Source organism: Streptomyces sp. V4I8 (assembly GCF_041261225.1).
Classification (GTDB): domain Bacteria; phylum Actinomycetota; class Actinomycetes; order Streptomycetales; family Streptomycetaceae; genus Streptomyces.
In genome coordinates this window covers 199,973-216,942 of the sequence record NZ_JBGCCN010000002.1, presented here as the reverse complement: position 1 = coordinate 216,942, position 16,970 = coordinate 199,973, and the positions used below count along the sequence as shown (strand labels likewise).

The following is a 16,970-nucleotide window of genomic DNA, read 5'->3' as shown; positions in this document are numbered from 1 at the left end:
GTGTTATCAAAGTCCGGCTCCACCAGTCTGGAGCAAGAGGCGCCCGCAAAGAGCACCACTGGTCCCGGTCAGCTTGTCGGAGTCTGGTCTCTTGTCTCCTTCACTGTCCTTGACAAGGCGGGAAGCATCCTCGACTTCCCTATGGGACGGCACCCTGAAGGCCTGCTCATCTACACCGCCGACGGCTTCATTTCGGTGCATTTGTCGAAGTCCAAGCGGCTTGCTCACACGGCGCAGACGGAGGTCGCTGTCGGCCCTGGAAGGCCCCCTGAGGTGGAGGCCGTAGCCAGCACCAGCCACTATCTGGGATATACCGGCACTTACGAGTGGCGTGGGGACCTCGTCGTCCATCATGTCCTCGTTGCCTCCGTACCACAGTGGACTGGCACGCAGCAGGTACGCCAAGTGGAATTGAAACGCGATGTCCTGACATTGCGCCCTCCCCACGGTGCCTGCTAGCGCGCACGAACGGACGCCGTGTCTGGTATGGCACCGCATGCCTGGATCTGTGCAATGAAGGCAATCTCCCAAACCATTGACCTGCCTTCAGGCAGGTTCCATTACCTGACGTGGGGAGCCGCCCAACCCCCGGCTCGCCCCACTGTGGTCCTCCTGCACGCGAACGCTGGCTCCGCTGCTAGCTGGTCGCGCGTAGGACCCGCCCTAGCTGATCGCTTCTGTGTCTTCGCACCCGACCTGCGAGGACACGGCTCCAGCGTCAAAGCTCCCGCAGGTTCCTACGGCCTGCGTGACGCGGCCAACGACATCGGTGCCTTCCTACATGCGCTTGAGCTGACCGAACCGCTGCTCATTGGACACTCCTGGGGCGCGGCAGTCGCTCTCGTCCTGGCCACAGGCGCCGAATCAACCAAGCCGGCGCCTGCCCTCTCTGGTCTCGTCCTCGAAGATCCACCTGCGGCCATGTCGCTCACTCGCCAGAATCAGCCGCTCAGTGACTTGATCAGAGCCATGGCCACACCCGCCGAAGTGCTACGGGAGCTGCTCACGGTCGTGCACCCTGATTGGGACGACATCGACGCCGACAGCTGGGTCGAAGGACTGCAAAGCACCCAGCCTGAGATCTCAAGCAGTGTCGTCAGCGACGGTGCCCGATCCGGGCCCCTTCTGCCCCTGCTCGCTCAACTCACCGCGCCCACCTTGCTACTCCGGGCAGACCCCGCCCATGGCGGTTCCCTCGACAGCACTGACTGGGATCAAGCCCGGAAATTACTCCCCCCTCACAGCACAGCGTTGGATATGCCGGGCACTCCACATGACATCCACCGCAGCCGATTTGATCACTACCTGCGAGCTGTTCGCACCTGGTCCTGCCCGGAAGAATAGGCAGGCCTGGAGGCCTATTCACGGGGTTTCACCAGCCCTTTTTGTAGAAGGTGAGGGCGGTGACGGTTTTGGCGACGAGGGGGAACTTGGCCAGGGGGCCGCGGTAGCGGGTCGCGAGGATCTTCCAGTCCTTCAGGTGTGCGATCGCTCGCTCAATGGCGGCGCGGAGGCTGCTGATGCTCCGGTTGTAGATCTTGGCGCCAGTGGGGCGTTGCTGACCAGGTGGTTTGCGTCTCGCGGTGAGCATGCCGGAACCCACGTACCCAAGATCGCCCATGCTCTGCCGTTCTGCGAAGGTCTCCGGGAAGTGGGACTGGCGCCAGGCGTACATGTCGTGGCGGGAGCCCGGGACAGGCTCGGACACCGCGAGCAGGTCTCCGGACAGGGTGGCGGCGATCTGCAGGTTGAAGCCGGTGTCGCGGTGCTTGCCGGAGAACATAGCGGTGCCTTCGCTCGCCCAGTCCCACGTGGTGACCAGGGTGCCGTCGATGAGCACGATCCGGCCGGCTGAGGCTTCCACAGGATCAGGGACATGCCCGGCGAGGGCCTTCTCCACCACCGGAAGCAGCCCCGTCCACCGCCGGGAAACAGTGGCCTGGCTGACACCGAACAGTTCCGCCGCCGCTTCCTGGACGGGGTTCTGCCGCAGGAGGAACAGCACCAGGACCACCGACCGGTACAGGCCCAGCGACCACATCCGCGCCGGAGACACCGCAGGATCCGGGTCCTCCACGAGCGCCTGATGGACCCGCACCACCAGCCCGTCCAGTTGATCCTTGTCTAACCCTGCCGTAACGTTCCAGCTCAACGGCCCTGCCCCGGTTCACTTCTGACGTTTTCGCAGACATCAGACTACCGAGCAGGGCCGTCCTGATGATCAAGAAATCCGGGCCGCACCACCCCGTGAATAAGAGCGTGGTGACCAATCGAGTGGCCCGGTGTGGGTGGTCTCTCGCTCGCAGGTGCTGGTGCCGGAGTGGGCATGAAGAACGGGCCTCTCGGTAGAGACGTGGTTGTCGAGACCCGGCTCGCCCAAGGAGGCCCGTTGCGTTCCCAGTTGACCATCCGTGACGTTGCCGGGTCCACCCCGGCCCCTCTCCCGTGTGACTGCTACGTGCACGTGTACGGGGCAATCACCGCGGGACGTCGTGCCGAGCGTTATCCCAGCGACATGACGGATGCGGAGTGGGCGGTGGTTCGGGCGGCGATGCCGGTGCCGGCCTGGCTGGAGGGCCGGGGTGGGCGCCCGGAGGAGTTCTGCCACCGGGAGATGGTCGACGCGGTGCGCTATGTCGTCGACAACGGCGCGAAGTGGCGCTCTGTCCCTCGACGCGTTCGTCACAGGCCGAACCGATCTCTCCATCGGCACCGAGCCCATCCGCCTGGCCGTACTGGACGAAGACGAGTTCTCAGGAACGCGACCAGCCAACGCCTCCGAACACGCTGTGTCACCACCCGCCGAGCCCGCGGACACCTCCGCACCGCTCAACTATGAAGACCCGGGTTGTTCCGCGCCCCTGTGACAGACGAAGTTCGTCGCGGAATCGGGGTCTCCGCTCCCGTTGTAGCGCGGCCACGCGGGGTACTCGCACAGCGGCCGTGTCCGGCCCTGAGCAGTAGGATTCATGTCCGTGACCACAGGATGCACAGGCGGTCGCCCGTACCCGGTCCAGTTCTCCAGGGCGGTCAGCGCGTCCCAGCTCGCCGCGAAGGCCGGCTGAATGTTGCCGTGATTGGCCCCCGGAATGAGGTAGAGCCGCGCGAAGCGCTCGGTGGCTGTCCTGCCCATGGTGTGCATGACGCGTCTGTAGTACTCGGCGGTGGATCGGTGGCTGACGATTTCGTCAGCGGTGCCGTGCAGGATGAGGAGCTTGCCACCGGCCTTGGCGAAGGCGCGCAGGTCCGGGTTGTTGACGTCCTGGAACGCCGACAGGTCGCTGATGCGCTGCTGCCAACGGCCCGGCCGCAGGGGATCGAGGCTCAGGGTGTTGAGGGCGGGGTCACGGGTGAGGAAGTACCTGGCCCACTGGTCCCACAAGAGGATGCCCGCGCCGCTGGCCATGGGCATGGGATGGGCCGGAGCCTGCGTCCCCAGGCCGACCACCGGTGTCGCCATCCTGGCGCCGGACAGGAACGGCAGACCAGGGTAACCCGTCTCCCCGCTGGCCAGGCGGTAGTTCCAGCGCATCGGGGTGGAGATCGCCTCGGTGGCAGCGATCTGGCTGTCGGTGAGGCATGTGGTCGCGCTCTTCTCGCCCTGGGGACAGCGCAGGGTTCGGGGGTCGAAGTCGCAGCGCGCTTCATCGGAGATGATGCCGTCGCGCACACCGTCGTTGCCGTCACATGCCTTGATGACACTGCGATACAGCAGCTCCTGCTGGGCCGGCCCCGGGAACGCATCCGGCTTGGACAGCAGTTGCGCCTCATAGCCGGAGTGCAGTACGAGAGGGACGGGGTTCCAGGCGGGGAAGGCGGAGATGACACCGTTGAAGTCGGTGGGCCAGCGCTGGGCCACGGCGAGTGCCTCGCGTCCGCCGCCGGAGCCCCCGGCGAAATAGCTGCTCGAAGGCGCGGTACCGTAGTGCCTGTTGATGAGGTGGACGGCGGTGTCGCGGGTCTTCTTCAGGGCGTCGCCCGCGAAGTTGTGCAGTGCCTCGTCATTGACGGCGAACGAACCGTCCATGGTGGGCGACGGCAAGTCCGACGGCGGTGACTGGTGCCCGGCGTCGCTGGCGAAGGTGGCGTATCCACGCCCCAGCGGCGTGAGCCGGTCGGCCGGCCCGTAGGGCACATTGGCGGTGACGTCGGGAACGACACCGTCGAAGGCGCCCCCGCCGAACATCATCGCCCTGCCGTTCCACCGGGTGGGCAGGGCGAGCCGCATTCTGATGTCGGGGGCGGACGGGTCCACGGGGTGGATGGATGCCTCCACCCTGCAATACGCGCCTATGGCCGCGGAGCCCTCACCGGAGGCGTCCACCATCCGGGCATCGGTCACTTCGGCACCGGTGGTCGGAAGGCCGATCCTCTCCGCGGGGATCCTCACCCCAGCCAGCTCCGCACAGGACGCTCTCGCGGGGGCCGCCTGGGCGGGGGTCGGCGAGGCCGCCGCGAGCAGGAACACCAGCGCGGAAACGGCGAATAACTTCTTTGATCTGTCCTCCATGGCTCAAGTGATCGGGCACGGCGGCCAGTTCGTCAAGGCGTGCGCCGAGGCGCACGAGGCGATCTGGCCGGTTCCCGCCCACGTCACGGTTCTGGAGCACTACCTCGCGTCCGCGCGTTGATCGCCCCCGAGGGCACTGTCAAGTTTGACTACCCATCAGATGATCAAGAAGGTGATCCGTAATCTTCGCCTTCGAATCCACGACTGATGCGCTGAATCGAGAGGCCGTAGGCGGCATTGAATCGGGATATCCCTTCTCGATTATCTGACACCTCGTCAAACTTGACAGTGCCCACCGCACTGACCCCCTGCGGCCGGGGCAGACAGAACGACCGCACCGACGATCATGCCGAACAGCCCCAGACCGCCGCAGGCATTTCAGCAACGGAGTCAATCGTGATCTTGGGCGGGGCGGCAGCTTCCCCGTTCGAGTGAGCCCGGTGGTGACCTGCGGAACTTCGGACTGAACGTGAAGAACCATCAGCGGTGTTGATCCAACCGCCTCGAAGCGAGGAAGTTGCCGCTGATGGTTCCGGGGATGACGTTACCGGCGTCGTTGCTTCCCAATCTGGAAGTCAAGCGGAGGTGGTGACTGGTGGTGTGATGGTGTAGCACCGTCGGTCACGGATCAGGGCCCACAGCACGTTGACGCGCCGGCGGGCGAGGGCGAGCACGGCCTGGACGTGGCGTTTGCCCTCAGCGCGTTTTCTGTCGTAGAACTGCCGCGAGTTGGGGTCGCACCGGATGCTGACGAGCGCGGAGGTGTAGAAGACCCTTTGCAGACGGCGGTGGTAACGCTGGGGCCGGTGGAGGTTGCCGCTGACCTTGCCCGAGTCGCGTGGCGCCGGCGCCACGCCGGAGAAGGCGGCGAGGCGGTCGGGGGTGGGGAACGCCTCCAGGCTGCCGCCGACGGCGACGAGGAACTCGGCGCCGAGGACCGTGCCGATGCCCGGCAGCGACTGGATCACTTCGGCGAGTTCGTGCTCGCGAAACCGGCCCTCGATGAGCTTGTCGGTCTCGGCGATCTTCTCGTTGAGGGCCATCACCTCCCTCGCCAGGGTATGCACCATCTTCGCGATCGCTGTCTCGCCCGGGACGGCGGTGTGCTGGCGCTCAGCAGCCTCGATGGCCTTGGCTGCCAGGGAGTCGGGGTTGCGGACCTTGCGGTTGGCCAGCCAGGTGGTCAGTCGGCGCAGGCCGGTGCGGCGGATGGCCGCCGGGCTCTGGTAGCCCGTCAGGAGCAGCAGCGCTCCGGTGGTGCCCATGTCCAGGGTGCGTTCCAGGGCTGGGAACATGCTGGTCAGCAGGGCCTTGAGCCGGTTGGTGGTGCGGGTGCGGTCGGCAACGAGATCCACACGGCGCTCGGTGAGCAGCCTCAGTTCGATGCTCGCGTCTTCACTGGGGCGGATCGGCTGCAGGTCGCGTCTCATGCGGGCCTGGTCGGCGATCACGTGGGCGTCCCGGGCGTCGGTCTTGCCCGCCCCGCGGTAGCTGTCGGTGGCGCGGTTGACCGCGATGCCGGGGAGGTAGACCAGTTCCTGGCCGTGGTTGACGAGCAGGGCGATTAACAGCGCGGGCTCGCCGCCGGTCATGTCCATCGCCCAGGTGACCTCACGGCCGTCGGCGAGGCCCAGGACGTCACCGATCAGCTTCAGTAACTCCGGTTCGTCGTTGGCCACCCGCCGCGACAGCAACGTGTTGCCGTCGCTGTCCAGGGCCAGGCAGTGGTGGTGGGTCTTGCCGCAGTCGGTACCGGCCAATATCCGGCTCATCGTGCTCCAGTCGTCGTACTTGCCTTGCGCACCACGGACGACCTCGCCGGCATTGCTCTACACAGCGACCTGTTCGCACTTCCCAATCGGCGGCCGTGAGGCGCCCCGAAGTTTCCGGACAGTGGTCCCACTAAGGTGGGTCTGTTCGGAAAGGGAAGTTGGTTGTCGCAGAAACGTAGGAAGTTCACTCCTGAGTATCGGGAAGAGGCCGTGAAGATGGTGATCGAGACGTCGCGTCCGGTTGCCCAGGTCGCCCGGGAACTCGGACTTGTCGAAGGCACGCTCGGGAATTGGGTCAACGCCTACCGCCGTGAGAACGTGGGAGAGGAGCCGCCCCTGACGGTGGATGAACGGGCACGGCTCCGCGAGCAGGAACGCGAACTGAGGGAACTGCGGCAGAAGGTCGCTTTCCTGGAAAAAGTCGCAGCGTACTTTGCCAAGGATCCTCGGTGAGCGACAAGTTCGAGTTCATCGATGCCGAGTACGCGACATCCACCACGAACACCGAAGAGATACCGCCGGTCGCGAAGATGTGTGACTGGCTGGAAGTGTCCCGCTCCGGATTCTACGAATGGCGGAGCCGGCCGGTTTCGGCGACCGCCCGGCGACGAGAGGAACTGAAATTACTGATCACCAAGTCTTTCGAGGATTCTGACGGCACGTACGGCTACCGGCGCGTCCACGCCGACCTCACTGCCTGGGGCGTGGCCTGCGGGCCCGAACTCGTGCGTGACCTCATGCGGGAGCTGGACCTCCAGGCCTGCCAGCCACGGCCGTGGCGCCACAGCCTCACCGAGAACGACGGCCGGGCCGGCCCGATCCCCGACCTCACGAATTCATGGCGCCCGGTGTCGCAGTGACAGTCGGTCACATCATGAAGGAAGGGTGCTTCCGACCTGCGATGATTCAGCTTCTCTAGGACTGGATCACGTGCAGGGGAGGCACCCTTCCGGTGTCGAAGCGTACAGAGTGGGCCGATGATCTGTCGCTGTCCGCAAGCGGGAAGAAGCTGGTGGGCAAGGCGGGCATCGTGCCGGTGCGGCGTCTGGCGGACAAGGTCGGGCTGACCGACGCGCTCGGGGCTGCCCTGGTGCGGCGGGGCTTCCGTCCCGTCCATGATCGGGGAACGGTCCTGGTCTCGGCGGCCTGCGCGGTCCTGCTGGGCGCGCGGTCGATGGCCGGGATCGATGTGATGCGCCAGACCTCGCTGGTCCTGGGCAGCCCGGCCTCGGCGTCCACGCTGTGGCGGACCCTGGAGGCGATCGGACCGGTCCAGCTGACGAAGATCGCCTCCGCACGGGCCCGGACCCGTATCCACGTCCACCAGCAGCTCGACCTGCGCCCGGGCGGCTTTCCCTGGATCAAGGTCAACGGGCGGGAGCTGACCGGTGTCACGGTGCTGGACCTGGACGCCTCAGTCGTCCCGGCGCATTCCGGCAAGGAGGGAGCCGAGCCCAACTTCAAGGGATATGGCCACCACCCGCTGTTGATGTTCTGCGACAACACCGAAGAACTCCTGGTCAACCGGCTGCGGCCGGGATCGGCGGGATCCAACACCGCCGATGACCACATCTCGGTGAGTATCGAGGGCCTGCGTCAGCTGCCCACCCGCCGTCGGCGCCGGGTCCTGTTCCGCACCGACGGCGCCGGAGCCACGATGGAGTTCCTCACCTGGATCACCTCCGGCGGCGGCAACGCGGCCAACCGCTGGGAGTACTCCGTCGGCCACACCCGCGACGACGACTTCTGGAAGGCCCTGGCCAAGGTCCCGGCCACCGCGTGGACGCCGGCCCTGGACCACAAGGGCCAGCCGCGCAAGGACGCCGACCTCGTCGAGATCACCGACATGCTCGACCTGACCGGCTGGCCGGAAGGGATGCGGGTGATCGTTCGCCGCGAACCCATCCACCCCAAGTACGAGCGCGAGCTCAAGCCGTACGAGAAGAAGACCGACTACCGCTACCAGGCCATCGCCACCAACACCACCGGCGGGCAACTGCAGTTCCTCGACGCCCGAGCCCGCTCCCACACCCACGTCGAGGCCGGCATCCGACGCGGCAAGGCCCTCTCCCTCAACCTGATGCCCTCCCGCTACTTCAAGGTCAACCAAGCCTGGTGCACCCTCCTCGCCCTGGCCACCGACCTCGCCCGCTGGTTCCAACTCCTGGCCACCGAAGGCAAACTCGCCCGGGCCGAGCCCGCCACTCTGCGCACCCGACTCCTGGACGTCCCCGCGAAACTCGCCGACCACGCCCGAAGACGCGAGCTGAAATTCGACCCCGCCTGGCCCGCATCCACCGACATCGTCGACGCCTGGGGCGCCGTCCAGGCCCTGCCCGCCCCCGGCTGACTGCCACCCCACCGACCCCGATTCCGGAAGGAGGAGACCCGCCCCGTCCTCGGCCCGTGGAAACCGACGACCACCCGTGACGACACACGGGCCGGAACGTCACCACCACCCGAAGGACGAACCAGGACGAAACCTCAACCTCGACCGATCACCTCAAGCCGGCGCGCGCACGTGAATGATCGAGGCCGACCTCGTGAACCGCGACTTCACCGCCGACGCGCCCGGCCGGAAAATGGTCGGTGACATCACTTACATTCCGACCTGGGAGGGCTGGCTATTCCTCGCCACCGTCATCGACTGCCACACCAAAGCCGTGACAGGCTGGGCGATGGACGACAACTACAAGACTCCGCTCATCGAGGCCGCCATCGAAATGGCGGCGCGCAATCATCCGCTCTCCGAGGACGCCATATTCCACTCGGACCGCGGCAGTAATTACACCTCGGAGCAATTCGCCAAGACGCTGGACAGATTGAGCATCCGGCAATCCATCGGACGGACCGGTATCTGTTACGAGGTGAGTCGGCGGCGGGAATCTCACCCACCGCCGCTCTCAGAACCGTGCGTGAACCTCGCGACTCACACGGCTCCCATTGTTGAACCAGTAGGCAACGCGCCATGCTTCCAATGAGCGAACATGCCCGGGAACGCTGAGGCGATCTCAGCCAGCCTTCTCCGGGCCTTCCTTGAGGCACGACGATACCGTTTGTACTTCCTCCGGGCCCATTTCACCAGGAACGGATTGATCTGCTGCTCCAGGAACCTGATCAATCTGGACTTGTAGAAGCGCCCATAGTAATTGATCCATCCCGCCACGACGGGGTTGATCATCGCGGCGATCTCCCGAAAGCTCAGCTCGGTACAGCGCCCCAGTCGCCAACTCCGGACAGTCCTCGCCATGGACTTCATGGCTGTTTTGCTCACTGCGGGAAGGAAGCCGGTCTTCAGCCTCCCATCCCGCAAGCGAGCTGCCCGAGGACGGAAGGTGTACCCCAGAAACGTGAACTCTGTGACCGGGAACTCCCGTTCACGACCTTCCTGTTTGCAGTACACCACCTTGGTTTTCTCCGGATGGAGATGTAATCCGAACTGCAGCAACCTGCGCTCGATGATGTTGCGGACGAAGTTCGCCTGCTTCTCACTGGCACAGTGCACTACAGCATCGTCGCCGTACCGCTCGAACCTGATCGCCGGATACTCCCGAGCCAACCACGCGTCAAACGCGTAGTGCATGAACAGATTCGACAACAACGGTGAAATAGAAGACCCTTGAGGAGTCCCCTTTTCCCGAATGGCGAGCGTTCCGTCGGGCTGTTGCACGGGGGCGACAAGCCATCGCTTCACATACAACAGAACCCACGAGAGCTTGGTATGCCTTTCCACTGCCGCGATGATGGGGGCGTGCGGCACGTTGTCGAAGAACCCCTGGATGTCGAGATCGATCACCCAAGGATGCCTCCAGCACCGCTGCTTGCACGTCTCCACCGCCTCCAGCGCGGACCTCCCCGGGCGATAGCCATACGAGTCCTGATGGAAGACCAGCTCCGCGTCAGGCTCCAATGTCATGGCCACTACCGTCTGGGCGATCCTGTCGGCCACGGTCGGAACCCCAAGGATCCGAGTCCCAGCGCCGGCTTTGGGAATATCAACCGCTCTCACGGGTGGGGGGAAATAGCTTCCCGAGGACAGCCGATTCCACAGCTTGTACAGGTTGTTCTTCTCATCCTGCTCAAACTCCGCTAACGACTGCCCATCCACCCCAGCCGCTCCCCTGTTGGCCTTGACCTTCAGGTAAGCGTTCCAGACTAGCCGCTTCGGAATATCAAACGGCTTGCCAGCTGGTCTCGTCTCGACCATCCGATTCCTCCCATCACTGGTTGATCGCCGATCGACACCCAACAACACGCCCCCTTCGCTCCGCCTCTATTACGGAGGTTTCATCACTACTACGGGACGTTCCGCCCTCCCGACGCGCGACCGGTACTCCGGCCCTCATGGCTCTTTACCACTTGCGCCTCTCCCTCTCGCGAGCCACGTCAACCCGTGGATCGCAGTTTCGCGTCAAGGAGTTCTCCAGTTCCGTTGTGAAGCCCCGGACTGAGCTCGCGCCACCTTCATGCCGGACACCGCCAGACCAGTAGACAGGTTCCCGTCTGACTTATCCCAGGACAGCATTGAGGCCCTGGTTTTGATGTCGTCCACGCTTTACGACACGTCATCAGTGGTTCACTTGCGTTCGCCTTCTCAGCCCCCACCTGCCGCATTCAGTACGGCTTTTCCATGACGCTCACCACCACGGCTCATTCACCGCAGCAGCTCATGGTGGTTTGACACCTGCACCTGCATGCCGATGCCGAAGGACCTACCTTCATCTCCACAACAGCATGGCGACCGTTCGTTTCCGTCTTCTACATCAGAAGCTCACAATCACCTTCTGGACACACCAATGCCCTTGCGGAATCGTTCTTCGCAACCCTGAAAAACGAACGGGTCCATCGGACCGTTTACCCCACCCGCGAGCACGCCCACCGTGACATTGCCCGCTACATAGAGGTCCGCTACAATACGAAACGCCGCCACTCAGGACTTGGGTATCGGACCCCACGAGAGGTCCACAACGAGTACCTGAATCAGCAGCTCGCCGCATAAATCAGCCAATAGGCAGCTGTCCGGAAAACGCAGGGCCCCTCAAGGACACCAACAAAGTGCGGCTCACCATCCCAGGGAACTGGGACACCAACGACACCGCCATCAAACTCACCGTCTCCAGCCGGTCCGGCCCCATCGCCCTCTACCGCTGCTCCCACAGCAGCGGTGATCACATGGACACCACGGACCGCAGCTGCGAGGGCTACTCCAAAGACGGAGTCCTCGGCTACCTCCAGCCTGCCCAAACCCCCGGAACAGTCCCCCTCTACCGCTGCAACACCCCCACCGGCAACGGCCGTTCCCTGCATCTGCAAACCACGGACCCCAGCTGCAAAGGCCACACCAAGGACGGACTCCTCGGCTACCTCCACACCACCCAGACCCCGGGAACAGTCCCGCTCTACCGCTGCCACAAACCAACCCCTACAGGCCGGCTCCACATGGACACCACAAACCCCCACTGCGAGGACTACCCTCACAAAGACGGAACCCTCGGCTACATCATCAAATAACCGCCACCCACCACAACAACCGCCCACCGCTGGGCCGAAAGGATTCCCAATGGAGTTGTCAACCCGGCTTGGTGACTCGCTGTGAGCGAGTCAGGCGAGCGTGACAGGGTTTGGCGGCGCCGTGATCTCGAAGGGGCGGCCGTCGCGCATGAGGGCCCACAGAACGTTCAGGCGGCGCCTGGCGAGGGCAATGATCGCCTGCCGGTGGCCCTTGCCCTCGGCTCTCTTGCGTTCGTAGAAGGCTCTGGAGACAGGGCAGGAGCGGGCGGCGACCATGGCGGACATGTAGAAGACCCGCAGCAGGCGGCGGCAGTAGCGGCGTGGGCGTCTCATGTTGCCACTGACGCGCCCGGAATCCTTGGGCACGGGTGCGAGACCCGCGACACCGGCGAGACGGTCGGCGCTGCCGAACACGCTCATGTCACCGCCGGTGTGAGCGATCAGCTCGGCCCCGAGAACGGGTCCCAGACCGGGCATGCTCAGGATCGCCTCGGCGTAGGGGTGCTCGCGAAACCGACCCTCGATCAGGGCGTCCGTCTCGGCGATCTCCTCATCGAGGGCCATCACCTCCCTCGCCAGCTTGGCCACCACAGCGGCGGCCAGCCTCTCCCCGGGGACCGCGGTGTGCTGGGCTTCTGCGGCCTCGACCGCGGTGGCCGCGACGACAGCGGAGTTGCGGACCTTGCGGTTCTTCAGCCAGGTCGCGAGGCGGCTCTTGCCGATCCGGCGCAAGGCAGCCGGGGTCTGGTAGCCGGGTGTGTCCTGAACATGGATAGGAGTTGGTAGTAGGGCAGCTTCTGGAAATGATGCTGTGCGAGAGATGAAGGATTCTGGCCCTTCAGAGTCGCCCTGTGGGGGGAGGCTCTAAACCGCCTTATGCCGCGTTAGCTGAAGACTGTCGTGGTGAGCGATAAGGAAAAGGCATCCAAGAGGTGTCAGGTAGGGACTGGGAAGACGAGCGCAAGCGAATCGCTGCTGACGTGTCGAAAACAGATCAGATGACATCGAAACCGAGGCACTCTGGTTTGTCTCGGGATAAGCCTGACGGGAGCCCACCGACTGGTCAGGCGGTGTCCGGCATGAAGGCGACGTGAGCCCAGTCTGCTGCTCTCGCATGGAACAGGAGAAGGCGTGCTCCGACACCGTCCACCCAGCACGGGTGGCGAGAGGGAGTACCCCAAGCGGCCGAAACCGCAAGGGGTTGAGTACCGATGCGGGGTGCGCCGGCGGACCGGCTCGTAGTAGTGACGAAGCCTCTGTAATGGGGGTGGAGCGAAGGGGCCGGGTCATTCGCGACCGAGTGTGTCGTATCAACCAGAGGTATCTGGGAGGAATTCGATGGGCCGGTTGAAGTCACAGGCCAAGCCGTTCGAAATCTCGAAGTGGGAAGTGAAGGAGGCGTGGGGGGAAGTCAGGGCCAACAAAGGCGCCCCGGGTGTGGACGGTGAGTCCATCGACGAGTTCGAGAAGGACCTGAGGAACAACCTCTACAAGGTCTGGAACCGCATGTCGTCGGGCTCGTACTTTCCCTCTCCGGTGCGCGCGGTGGAAATTCCCAAGCCCCACGGCGGTGGCATGAGGATGCTCGGCATTCCTTGTGTCGCCGATAGGGTGGCGCAGACCGTTGTGGCTCGGCATCTGATGCGACGGGTGGATCCCATCTTCCATCCCGACAGCTACGGATACCGGCCCGGACGGTCCGCGCTGGACGCGGTCGGGGCCTGCCGGGAACGCTGCTGGAAGCGCGACTGGGTGATCGAGATCGACATCCGGAAGTTCTTCGACAGCGTCCGGTGGGACCTGCTGGTCAAGGCGGTGGAAGCACACACCGATGCCGTCTGGGTGAATTTGTATGTACGGCGATGGCTCGCCGCACCTCTGCAACTGTCCGACGGCAGCCTGCTGGAACGAGAACGCGGGACGCCTCAGGGCGCCCCGGTGTCTCCCGTGCTGGCGAATCTGTTTCTGCACTACGCGTTCGACATGTGGATGAGCCGGGAGTTCCCGACCGTCACCTTCGAACGCTACGCGGACGACGCGGTGCTGCACTGCGTCACCGAGCGTCAGGCCCGCCTGGTGCTGGCCGCGCTCCAGAACAGGATGGAAGAGGTCGGGCTGGAACTTCACCCGGCCAAGACCCGGATCGTGTACTGCCGGGACGCGAAGCGCCGTGGCTCGTACGAGCATATGGAGTTCACGTTCCTCGGCTACACCTTCCGCGCCAGAGCAAGCCGGACGACTCAGAGTGGGCAGACGTTCCTGTCCTTCTCCCCGGCTATCAGCAAGGACGCCCTGAAGAGGATCAGTGCGGAGGTCCGCTCCTGGCGGCTGCAACACCGCACCGGTTCGACCCTCACGGACCTCGCACGGCGGATCAATCCCGTCGTTGCGGGGTGGCTCAACTACTACGGTTGCTATGGCCGTTGGGTGTTGATCCCCTTCCTTCAGCGCATCAACGCCTACTTGGTGCGTTGGATCCGCAGGAAGTATCGACGGCTGGCGCCGTTGCGGAGGGCCATCGCGAAGTTCCAGGAGATTGCCCAGCGGTATCCGCGGATATTCGCGCACTGGCCGGACACAACGCTCGCCGCATTGGCCTGGTGATCAGGATGACAAGAGCGGAGTGACGAGAGATTGTCACGCTCCGTTCTGGGAGAGCCGAGGGGTGAGACTCCCCTCGGCTACTCGACACAGCAGCACCAGGGCGGCCTTCGACTGCTTGTAGTCGAAAGCCCGCTCCAGGGCCGGGAAGTACTCCAGCATCTGGGCCCGCATCCGGTTGATCGCCCGGGTGCGGTCGGCGGCCAGGTCCAGGCGGCGCGAGGTGAGGATCCGCAGGTCCACGGCGATCTCGTCGCCACGGTGCGGAGGCTGGAGGTCGCGGCGCATGCGGGCCTAATGGGCACGCAGGGACGGTGCGGAGCTCTGATGCGGGCCAGGACTTGGAATCCTTTGACCAGACGGGCCGGCACCGTCCCTCCTCCTTCCGCCAGGGCCCGGCGGCCGACAGGCAGTCGGCCGTCAGCGATCGTGGTTCGAGTCGCCGGCAGGAGTCATCTCTCAACAGGCCGGGAGCCATCGAGCTCCCCCACGGACGGAGAGCCCTGCCGGCCGCTGGGGTCACGAACGGCCAATCGGATGCCGGGCCACCGAGTCCTTCCATTAGGGAGCCGCGTACCCCTGCACGACTGCGACCAGGCAGAACCTCCGACCGAGAGGACGTAAGCAAGACAATGGCCGTCACCTGTGGCATCGACTGGGCCAGTGATCACCATGACCTCGCCTTGGTCGACGGAGAAGGAACCCTCGTCGCCAAGGCCAGGATCACCGATGACCTCACCGGCCTGAACTCGCTCCTTGAACTGCTGACCGCACACGGGGACGGCCCGGACACGCCGATCCCGGTCGCCATCGAGACCTCACGCGGTCTCCTCGTCGCCTGTCTGCGGGCGACCGGGCGCCCCGTCTACGCCATTAACCCGATGGCTGCCGCCCGCTACCTATCAGTTACGTGGAATCTAGCCCCGGACTTCGCGGGTCACCGTTTCAGGTCTGTGGCCAGCGGGTTTGTCCGATGTCGGTGTCGAGTAGGTCGAGGAGGTGGAGTTGGACGCCGCGGGTGATCTGGACGGTGGGCGGGTCGGTGATGTTGCCGATGCGCAGGGTGAGTTCGCCGAGGTGGTAGAAGACCATGCGGCCGGTGGGGCGGACCCGGCGGTTGTCGGGGTAGAGGCCGCTCATGGTCTGCTCGGGGCCGAGCGCGCGTCTGACCTGCCGTTCGATCAGGCAGAAGACGAGCAGGGCCAGGCAGATGACCTGGATCAGGGCGGCAACGCGCCGGTTGTGCTGCACGAAGACCGGCGCGACCGCGAGCGGGCCCTTGAAGTCGTGGTATCTGCGCTCGACCGCGCCCTGGCCCTTGTAGTGGATCAGAGTCTGCCCAGCGTCCGCCTGGTCGGCGGGGACAGACGTCAGCAGTGCGTACCAGCCGTCGACCACGGCTTCCGCCTTCAGCACGCCGGTGTCGAAGTGCCAGGCCAGGACCGGGGTGCCGTCCTCGTTATCGGTGACGGTCCAGCGCAGACAAGAGGTGACACGGCGCTTGGCGGCGATGACACCGATTCGGGCGACGATCTTCTCCCGGGTCTTGTAGTGGCGTCCGCCGGCCGCAGCGGTGAGCTTGTTCAGGTCCTGGGCGGCCTTGGCCAGGCGTTTGTCCCGGGCTGCTTGCTGGCCGGCGGCGTTCGCGGTGGAGTGGACCAGGATCCGTCGCACGGTGAGCACAGGATCGCTCTTGCGGGGCCCGGTCAGGGTGTGGGTGTCCTCCAGCACGCGGTAGGTCTCGCGCCGCTCGGCGGGCTTGCCCGCCTCCCGGTTGGGCGTCCAGTCCACGATGGTGGCCTGCGCGGGATCGAGAGCGGCATAGACCTCGTCCTTGACCTGCGCGGCCGGGGCCGGGGCGATGAACTGGACCCCGGCCGCCAGCAGGGCACGGACGTTGGAGTAGGACACCAGCTTGGAGTCGGCGACCATCAGGAAGTCGCGTTCACCGGCCATGGCCCGCAGGTCCTTCATCGCGCCGACGACCTGGCTGACCTCGGCCGCACCACCGCCGAAGACCCGGGCATGGAGCGGGATGCCGCCGTCGGCCGACACCGCGAGCCCGGCCTGGACCTGCTTCAGATCGAAGCGCCGGTCCTTGGGATGCCCGTAGCCAATGACGGGGAAGTCCTCCTCCTGACCCTCGACCGGGAAGGCCCCGTGCACGGACATGCTGGTCATGTCCCAGTGCATCCGGGCCACATCGATCCCGAACTCACCGATCGCCCGCGCCCCGACCGTGCCCGCGATGTGCTCCAGCTGCGGAGCGATCGCATCCAGTGCCCGGGCCAGACGATCATCGTTGAGCAGAGCGGGCTCGATCCCGAAGACCTCTTCCACTGCCCAGCACCTGGCCCAGTCCTCCACCCGCACCAACGGCGCGGGCGACGTCAGCCGGTTGGCCACCAACGCCTCGATCACCTGCCCGTGCGTCACCAGCGCACTCGCGCCACCAGGACACACCTCGTCGACGATCCCGGCGACATCCAGCCGACGCAGAAACTCGGCAGCGACAGGCAGAGCGCCCAGACGCTTCTCCACCACGGACGTCACCGCCACTTCAAGACGCTGACGCT

The 16,970-nt window shown here is 65.1% G+C and carries 15 protein-coding genes and 4 pseudogenes; 12 read left to right on the top strand and 7 right to left on the bottom strand.

What is annotated here, in order from left to right; translation table 11 throughout:
* Together ABIE67_RS47080 and ABIE67_RS47075 are read left to right on the top strand one after the other, a co-directional pair.
* Positions 1-459: a lipocalin-like domain-containing protein gene (locus ABIE67_RS47080; protein WP_370270311.1), complete on the top strand. Its 459-nt coding sequence runs from the start codon at positions 1-3 to the stop codon at positions 457-459.
* A gap of 27 nt (positions 460-486) precedes the next feature.
* A complete protein-coding gene (locus ABIE67_RS47075) occupies positions 487-1,344 on the top strand; it encodes an alpha/beta fold hydrolase (RefSeq protein WP_370270307.1) in 858 nt (285 codons plus the stop codon).
* 28 nt (positions 1,345-1,372) lie between these two features.
* Here the strand turns inward: ABIE67_RS47075 and ABIE67_RS47070 are convergent, their stop codons facing one another.
* Positions 1,373-2,152: a transposase family protein gene (locus tag ABIE67_RS47070; protein WP_370252055.1), complete on the bottom strand. Its 780-nt coding sequence runs from the start codon at positions 2,150-2,152 to the stop codon at positions 1,373-1,375.
* Between the two features lie 324 nt (positions 2,153-2,476).
* On the opposite strand from ABIE67_RS47070, the pseudogene ABIE67_RS47065 reads away from it, so the two are divergent.
* Positions 2,477-2,671 (top strand): annotated as a pseudogene (locus tag ABIE67_RS47065) (transposase); the annotation flags it as partial.
* Between the two features lie 162 nt (positions 2,672-2,833).
* Here the strand turns inward: ABIE67_RS47065 and ABIE67_RS47060 are convergent.
* A complete protein-coding gene (locus ABIE67_RS47060) occupies positions 2,834-4,510 on the bottom strand; it encodes a tannase/feruloyl esterase family alpha/beta hydrolase (protein WP_370270304.1) in 1,677 nt (558 codons plus the stop codon).
* Between ABIE67_RS47060 and ABIE67_RS47055 the strand changes: the two genes are divergently transcribed.
* Entirely contained in the window at positions 4,509-4,631 is a 123-nt protein-coding gene (locus ABIE67_RS47055) for a hypothetical protein (RefSeq protein WP_370270300.1), read from the top strand. The two genes, ABIE67_RS47060 and ABIE67_RS47055, sit on opposite strands and share 2 nt — an antisense overlap.
* 454 nt (positions 4,632-5,085) lie before the next feature.
* Here the strand turns inward: ABIE67_RS47055 and ABIE67_RS47050 are convergent, their stop codons facing one another.
* The gene (locus tag ABIE67_RS47050; protein ID WP_370252016.1) at positions 5,086-6,282 is read right to left on the bottom strand and encodes an IS110 family transposase; all 1,197 of its coding nucleotides are present in this window, start codon (positions 6,280-6,282) and stop codon (positions 5,086-5,088) included.
* 135 nt (positions 6,283-6,417) lie between these two features.
* Between ABIE67_RS47050 and ABIE67_RS47045 the strand changes: the two genes are divergently transcribed.
* From ABIE67_RS47045 to ABIE67_RS47030, 4 genes are all read left to right on the top strand, one after another.
* Positions 6,418-6,735, top strand: a complete 318-nt coding sequence (locus tag ABIE67_RS47045; protein WP_370270296.1) for a transposase — start codon at positions 6,418-6,420, stop codon at positions 6,733-6,735.
* A complete protein-coding gene (locus ABIE67_RS47040; protein WP_370270291.1) occupies positions 6,732-7,142 on the top strand; it encodes an IS3 family transposase in 411 nt (136 codons plus the stop codon). The genes ABIE67_RS47045 and ABIE67_RS47040 overlap by 4 nt, the downstream gene beginning before the upstream one ends.
* A gap of 92 nt (positions 7,143-7,234) precedes the next feature.
* Complete coding sequence (locus tag ABIE67_RS47035) at positions 7,235-8,632, top strand: IS1380 family transposase (RefSeq protein ID WP_370251787.1); 1,398 nt, start codon at positions 7,235-7,237, stop codon at positions 8,630-8,632.
* Positions 8,633-8,807: 175 nt separating this feature from the next.
* A complete protein-coding gene (locus ABIE67_RS47030) occupies positions 8,808-9,263 on the top strand; it encodes a transposase (RefSeq protein WP_370270287.1) in 456 nt (151 codons plus the stop codon).
* Here the strand turns inward: ABIE67_RS47030 and ltrA (ABIE67_RS47025) are convergent.
* Positions 9,212-10,489 (bottom strand): group II intron reverse transcriptase/maturase, encoded by a 1,278-nt coding sequence (ltrA, locus tag ABIE67_RS47025; RefSeq protein ID WP_370251714.1) that lies wholly within the window; start codon positions 10,487-10,489, stop codon positions 9,212-9,214. The genes ABIE67_RS47030 and ltrA (ABIE67_RS47025) overlap by 52 nt on opposite strands.
* A gap of 477 nt (positions 10,490-10,966) precedes the next feature.
* On the opposite strand from ltrA (ABIE67_RS47025), the gene ABIE67_RS47020 reads away from it, so the two are divergent.
* Together ABIE67_RS47020 and ABIE67_RS47015 are read left to right on the top strand one after the other, a co-directional pair.
* Positions 10,967-11,281, top strand: a complete 315-nt coding sequence (locus ABIE67_RS47020) for an integrase core domain-containing protein (protein ID WP_370270834.1) — start codon at positions 10,967-10,969, stop codon at positions 11,279-11,281.
* Positions 11,282-11,337: 56 nt separating this feature from the next.
* Positions 11,338-11,793: a hypothetical protein gene (locus ABIE67_RS47015; RefSeq protein ID WP_370270283.1), complete on the top strand. Its 456-nt coding sequence runs from the start codon at positions 11,338-11,340 to the stop codon at positions 11,791-11,793.
* 90 nt (positions 11,794-11,883) lie between these two features.
* Here the strand turns inward: ABIE67_RS47015 and ABIE67_RS47010 are convergent.
* Positions 11,884-12,546, bottom strand: a pseudogene (locus tag ABIE67_RS47010) (transposase); the annotation flags it as partial.
* Between the two features lie 585 nt (positions 12,547-13,131).
* Here ABIE67_RS47010 and ltrA (ABIE67_RS47005) point away from each other — a divergent pair.
* Positions 13,132-14,397, top strand: a complete 1,266-nt coding sequence (ltrA, locus tag ABIE67_RS47005) for a group II intron reverse transcriptase/maturase (RefSeq protein WP_370267769.1) — start codon at positions 13,132-13,134, stop codon at positions 14,395-14,397.
* Positions 14,398-14,484: 87 nt separating this feature from the next.
* On the opposite strand, the pseudogene ABIE67_RS47000 reads toward ltrA (ABIE67_RS47005), so the two are convergent.
* Positions 14,485-14,688: pseudogene (locus tag ABIE67_RS47000) on the bottom strand (transposase); the annotation flags it as partial.
* A gap of 338 nt (positions 14,689-15,026) precedes the next feature.
* Here ABIE67_RS47000 and ABIE67_RS46995 point away from each other — a divergent pair.
* Positions 15,027-15,293, top strand: a pseudogene (locus ABIE67_RS46995) (transposase); the annotation flags it as partial.
* A 46-nt stretch (positions 15,294-15,339) separates the two neighbouring features.
* Here ABIE67_RS46995 and ABIE67_RS46990 read toward each other — a convergent pair.
* Positions 15,340-16,953, bottom strand: a complete 1,614-nt coding sequence (locus ABIE67_RS46990; RefSeq protein WP_370251876.1) for an IS1634 family transposase — start codon at positions 16,951-16,953, stop codon at positions 15,340-15,342.
* Between the last annotated feature and the right edge of the window lie 17 nt (positions 16,954-16,970).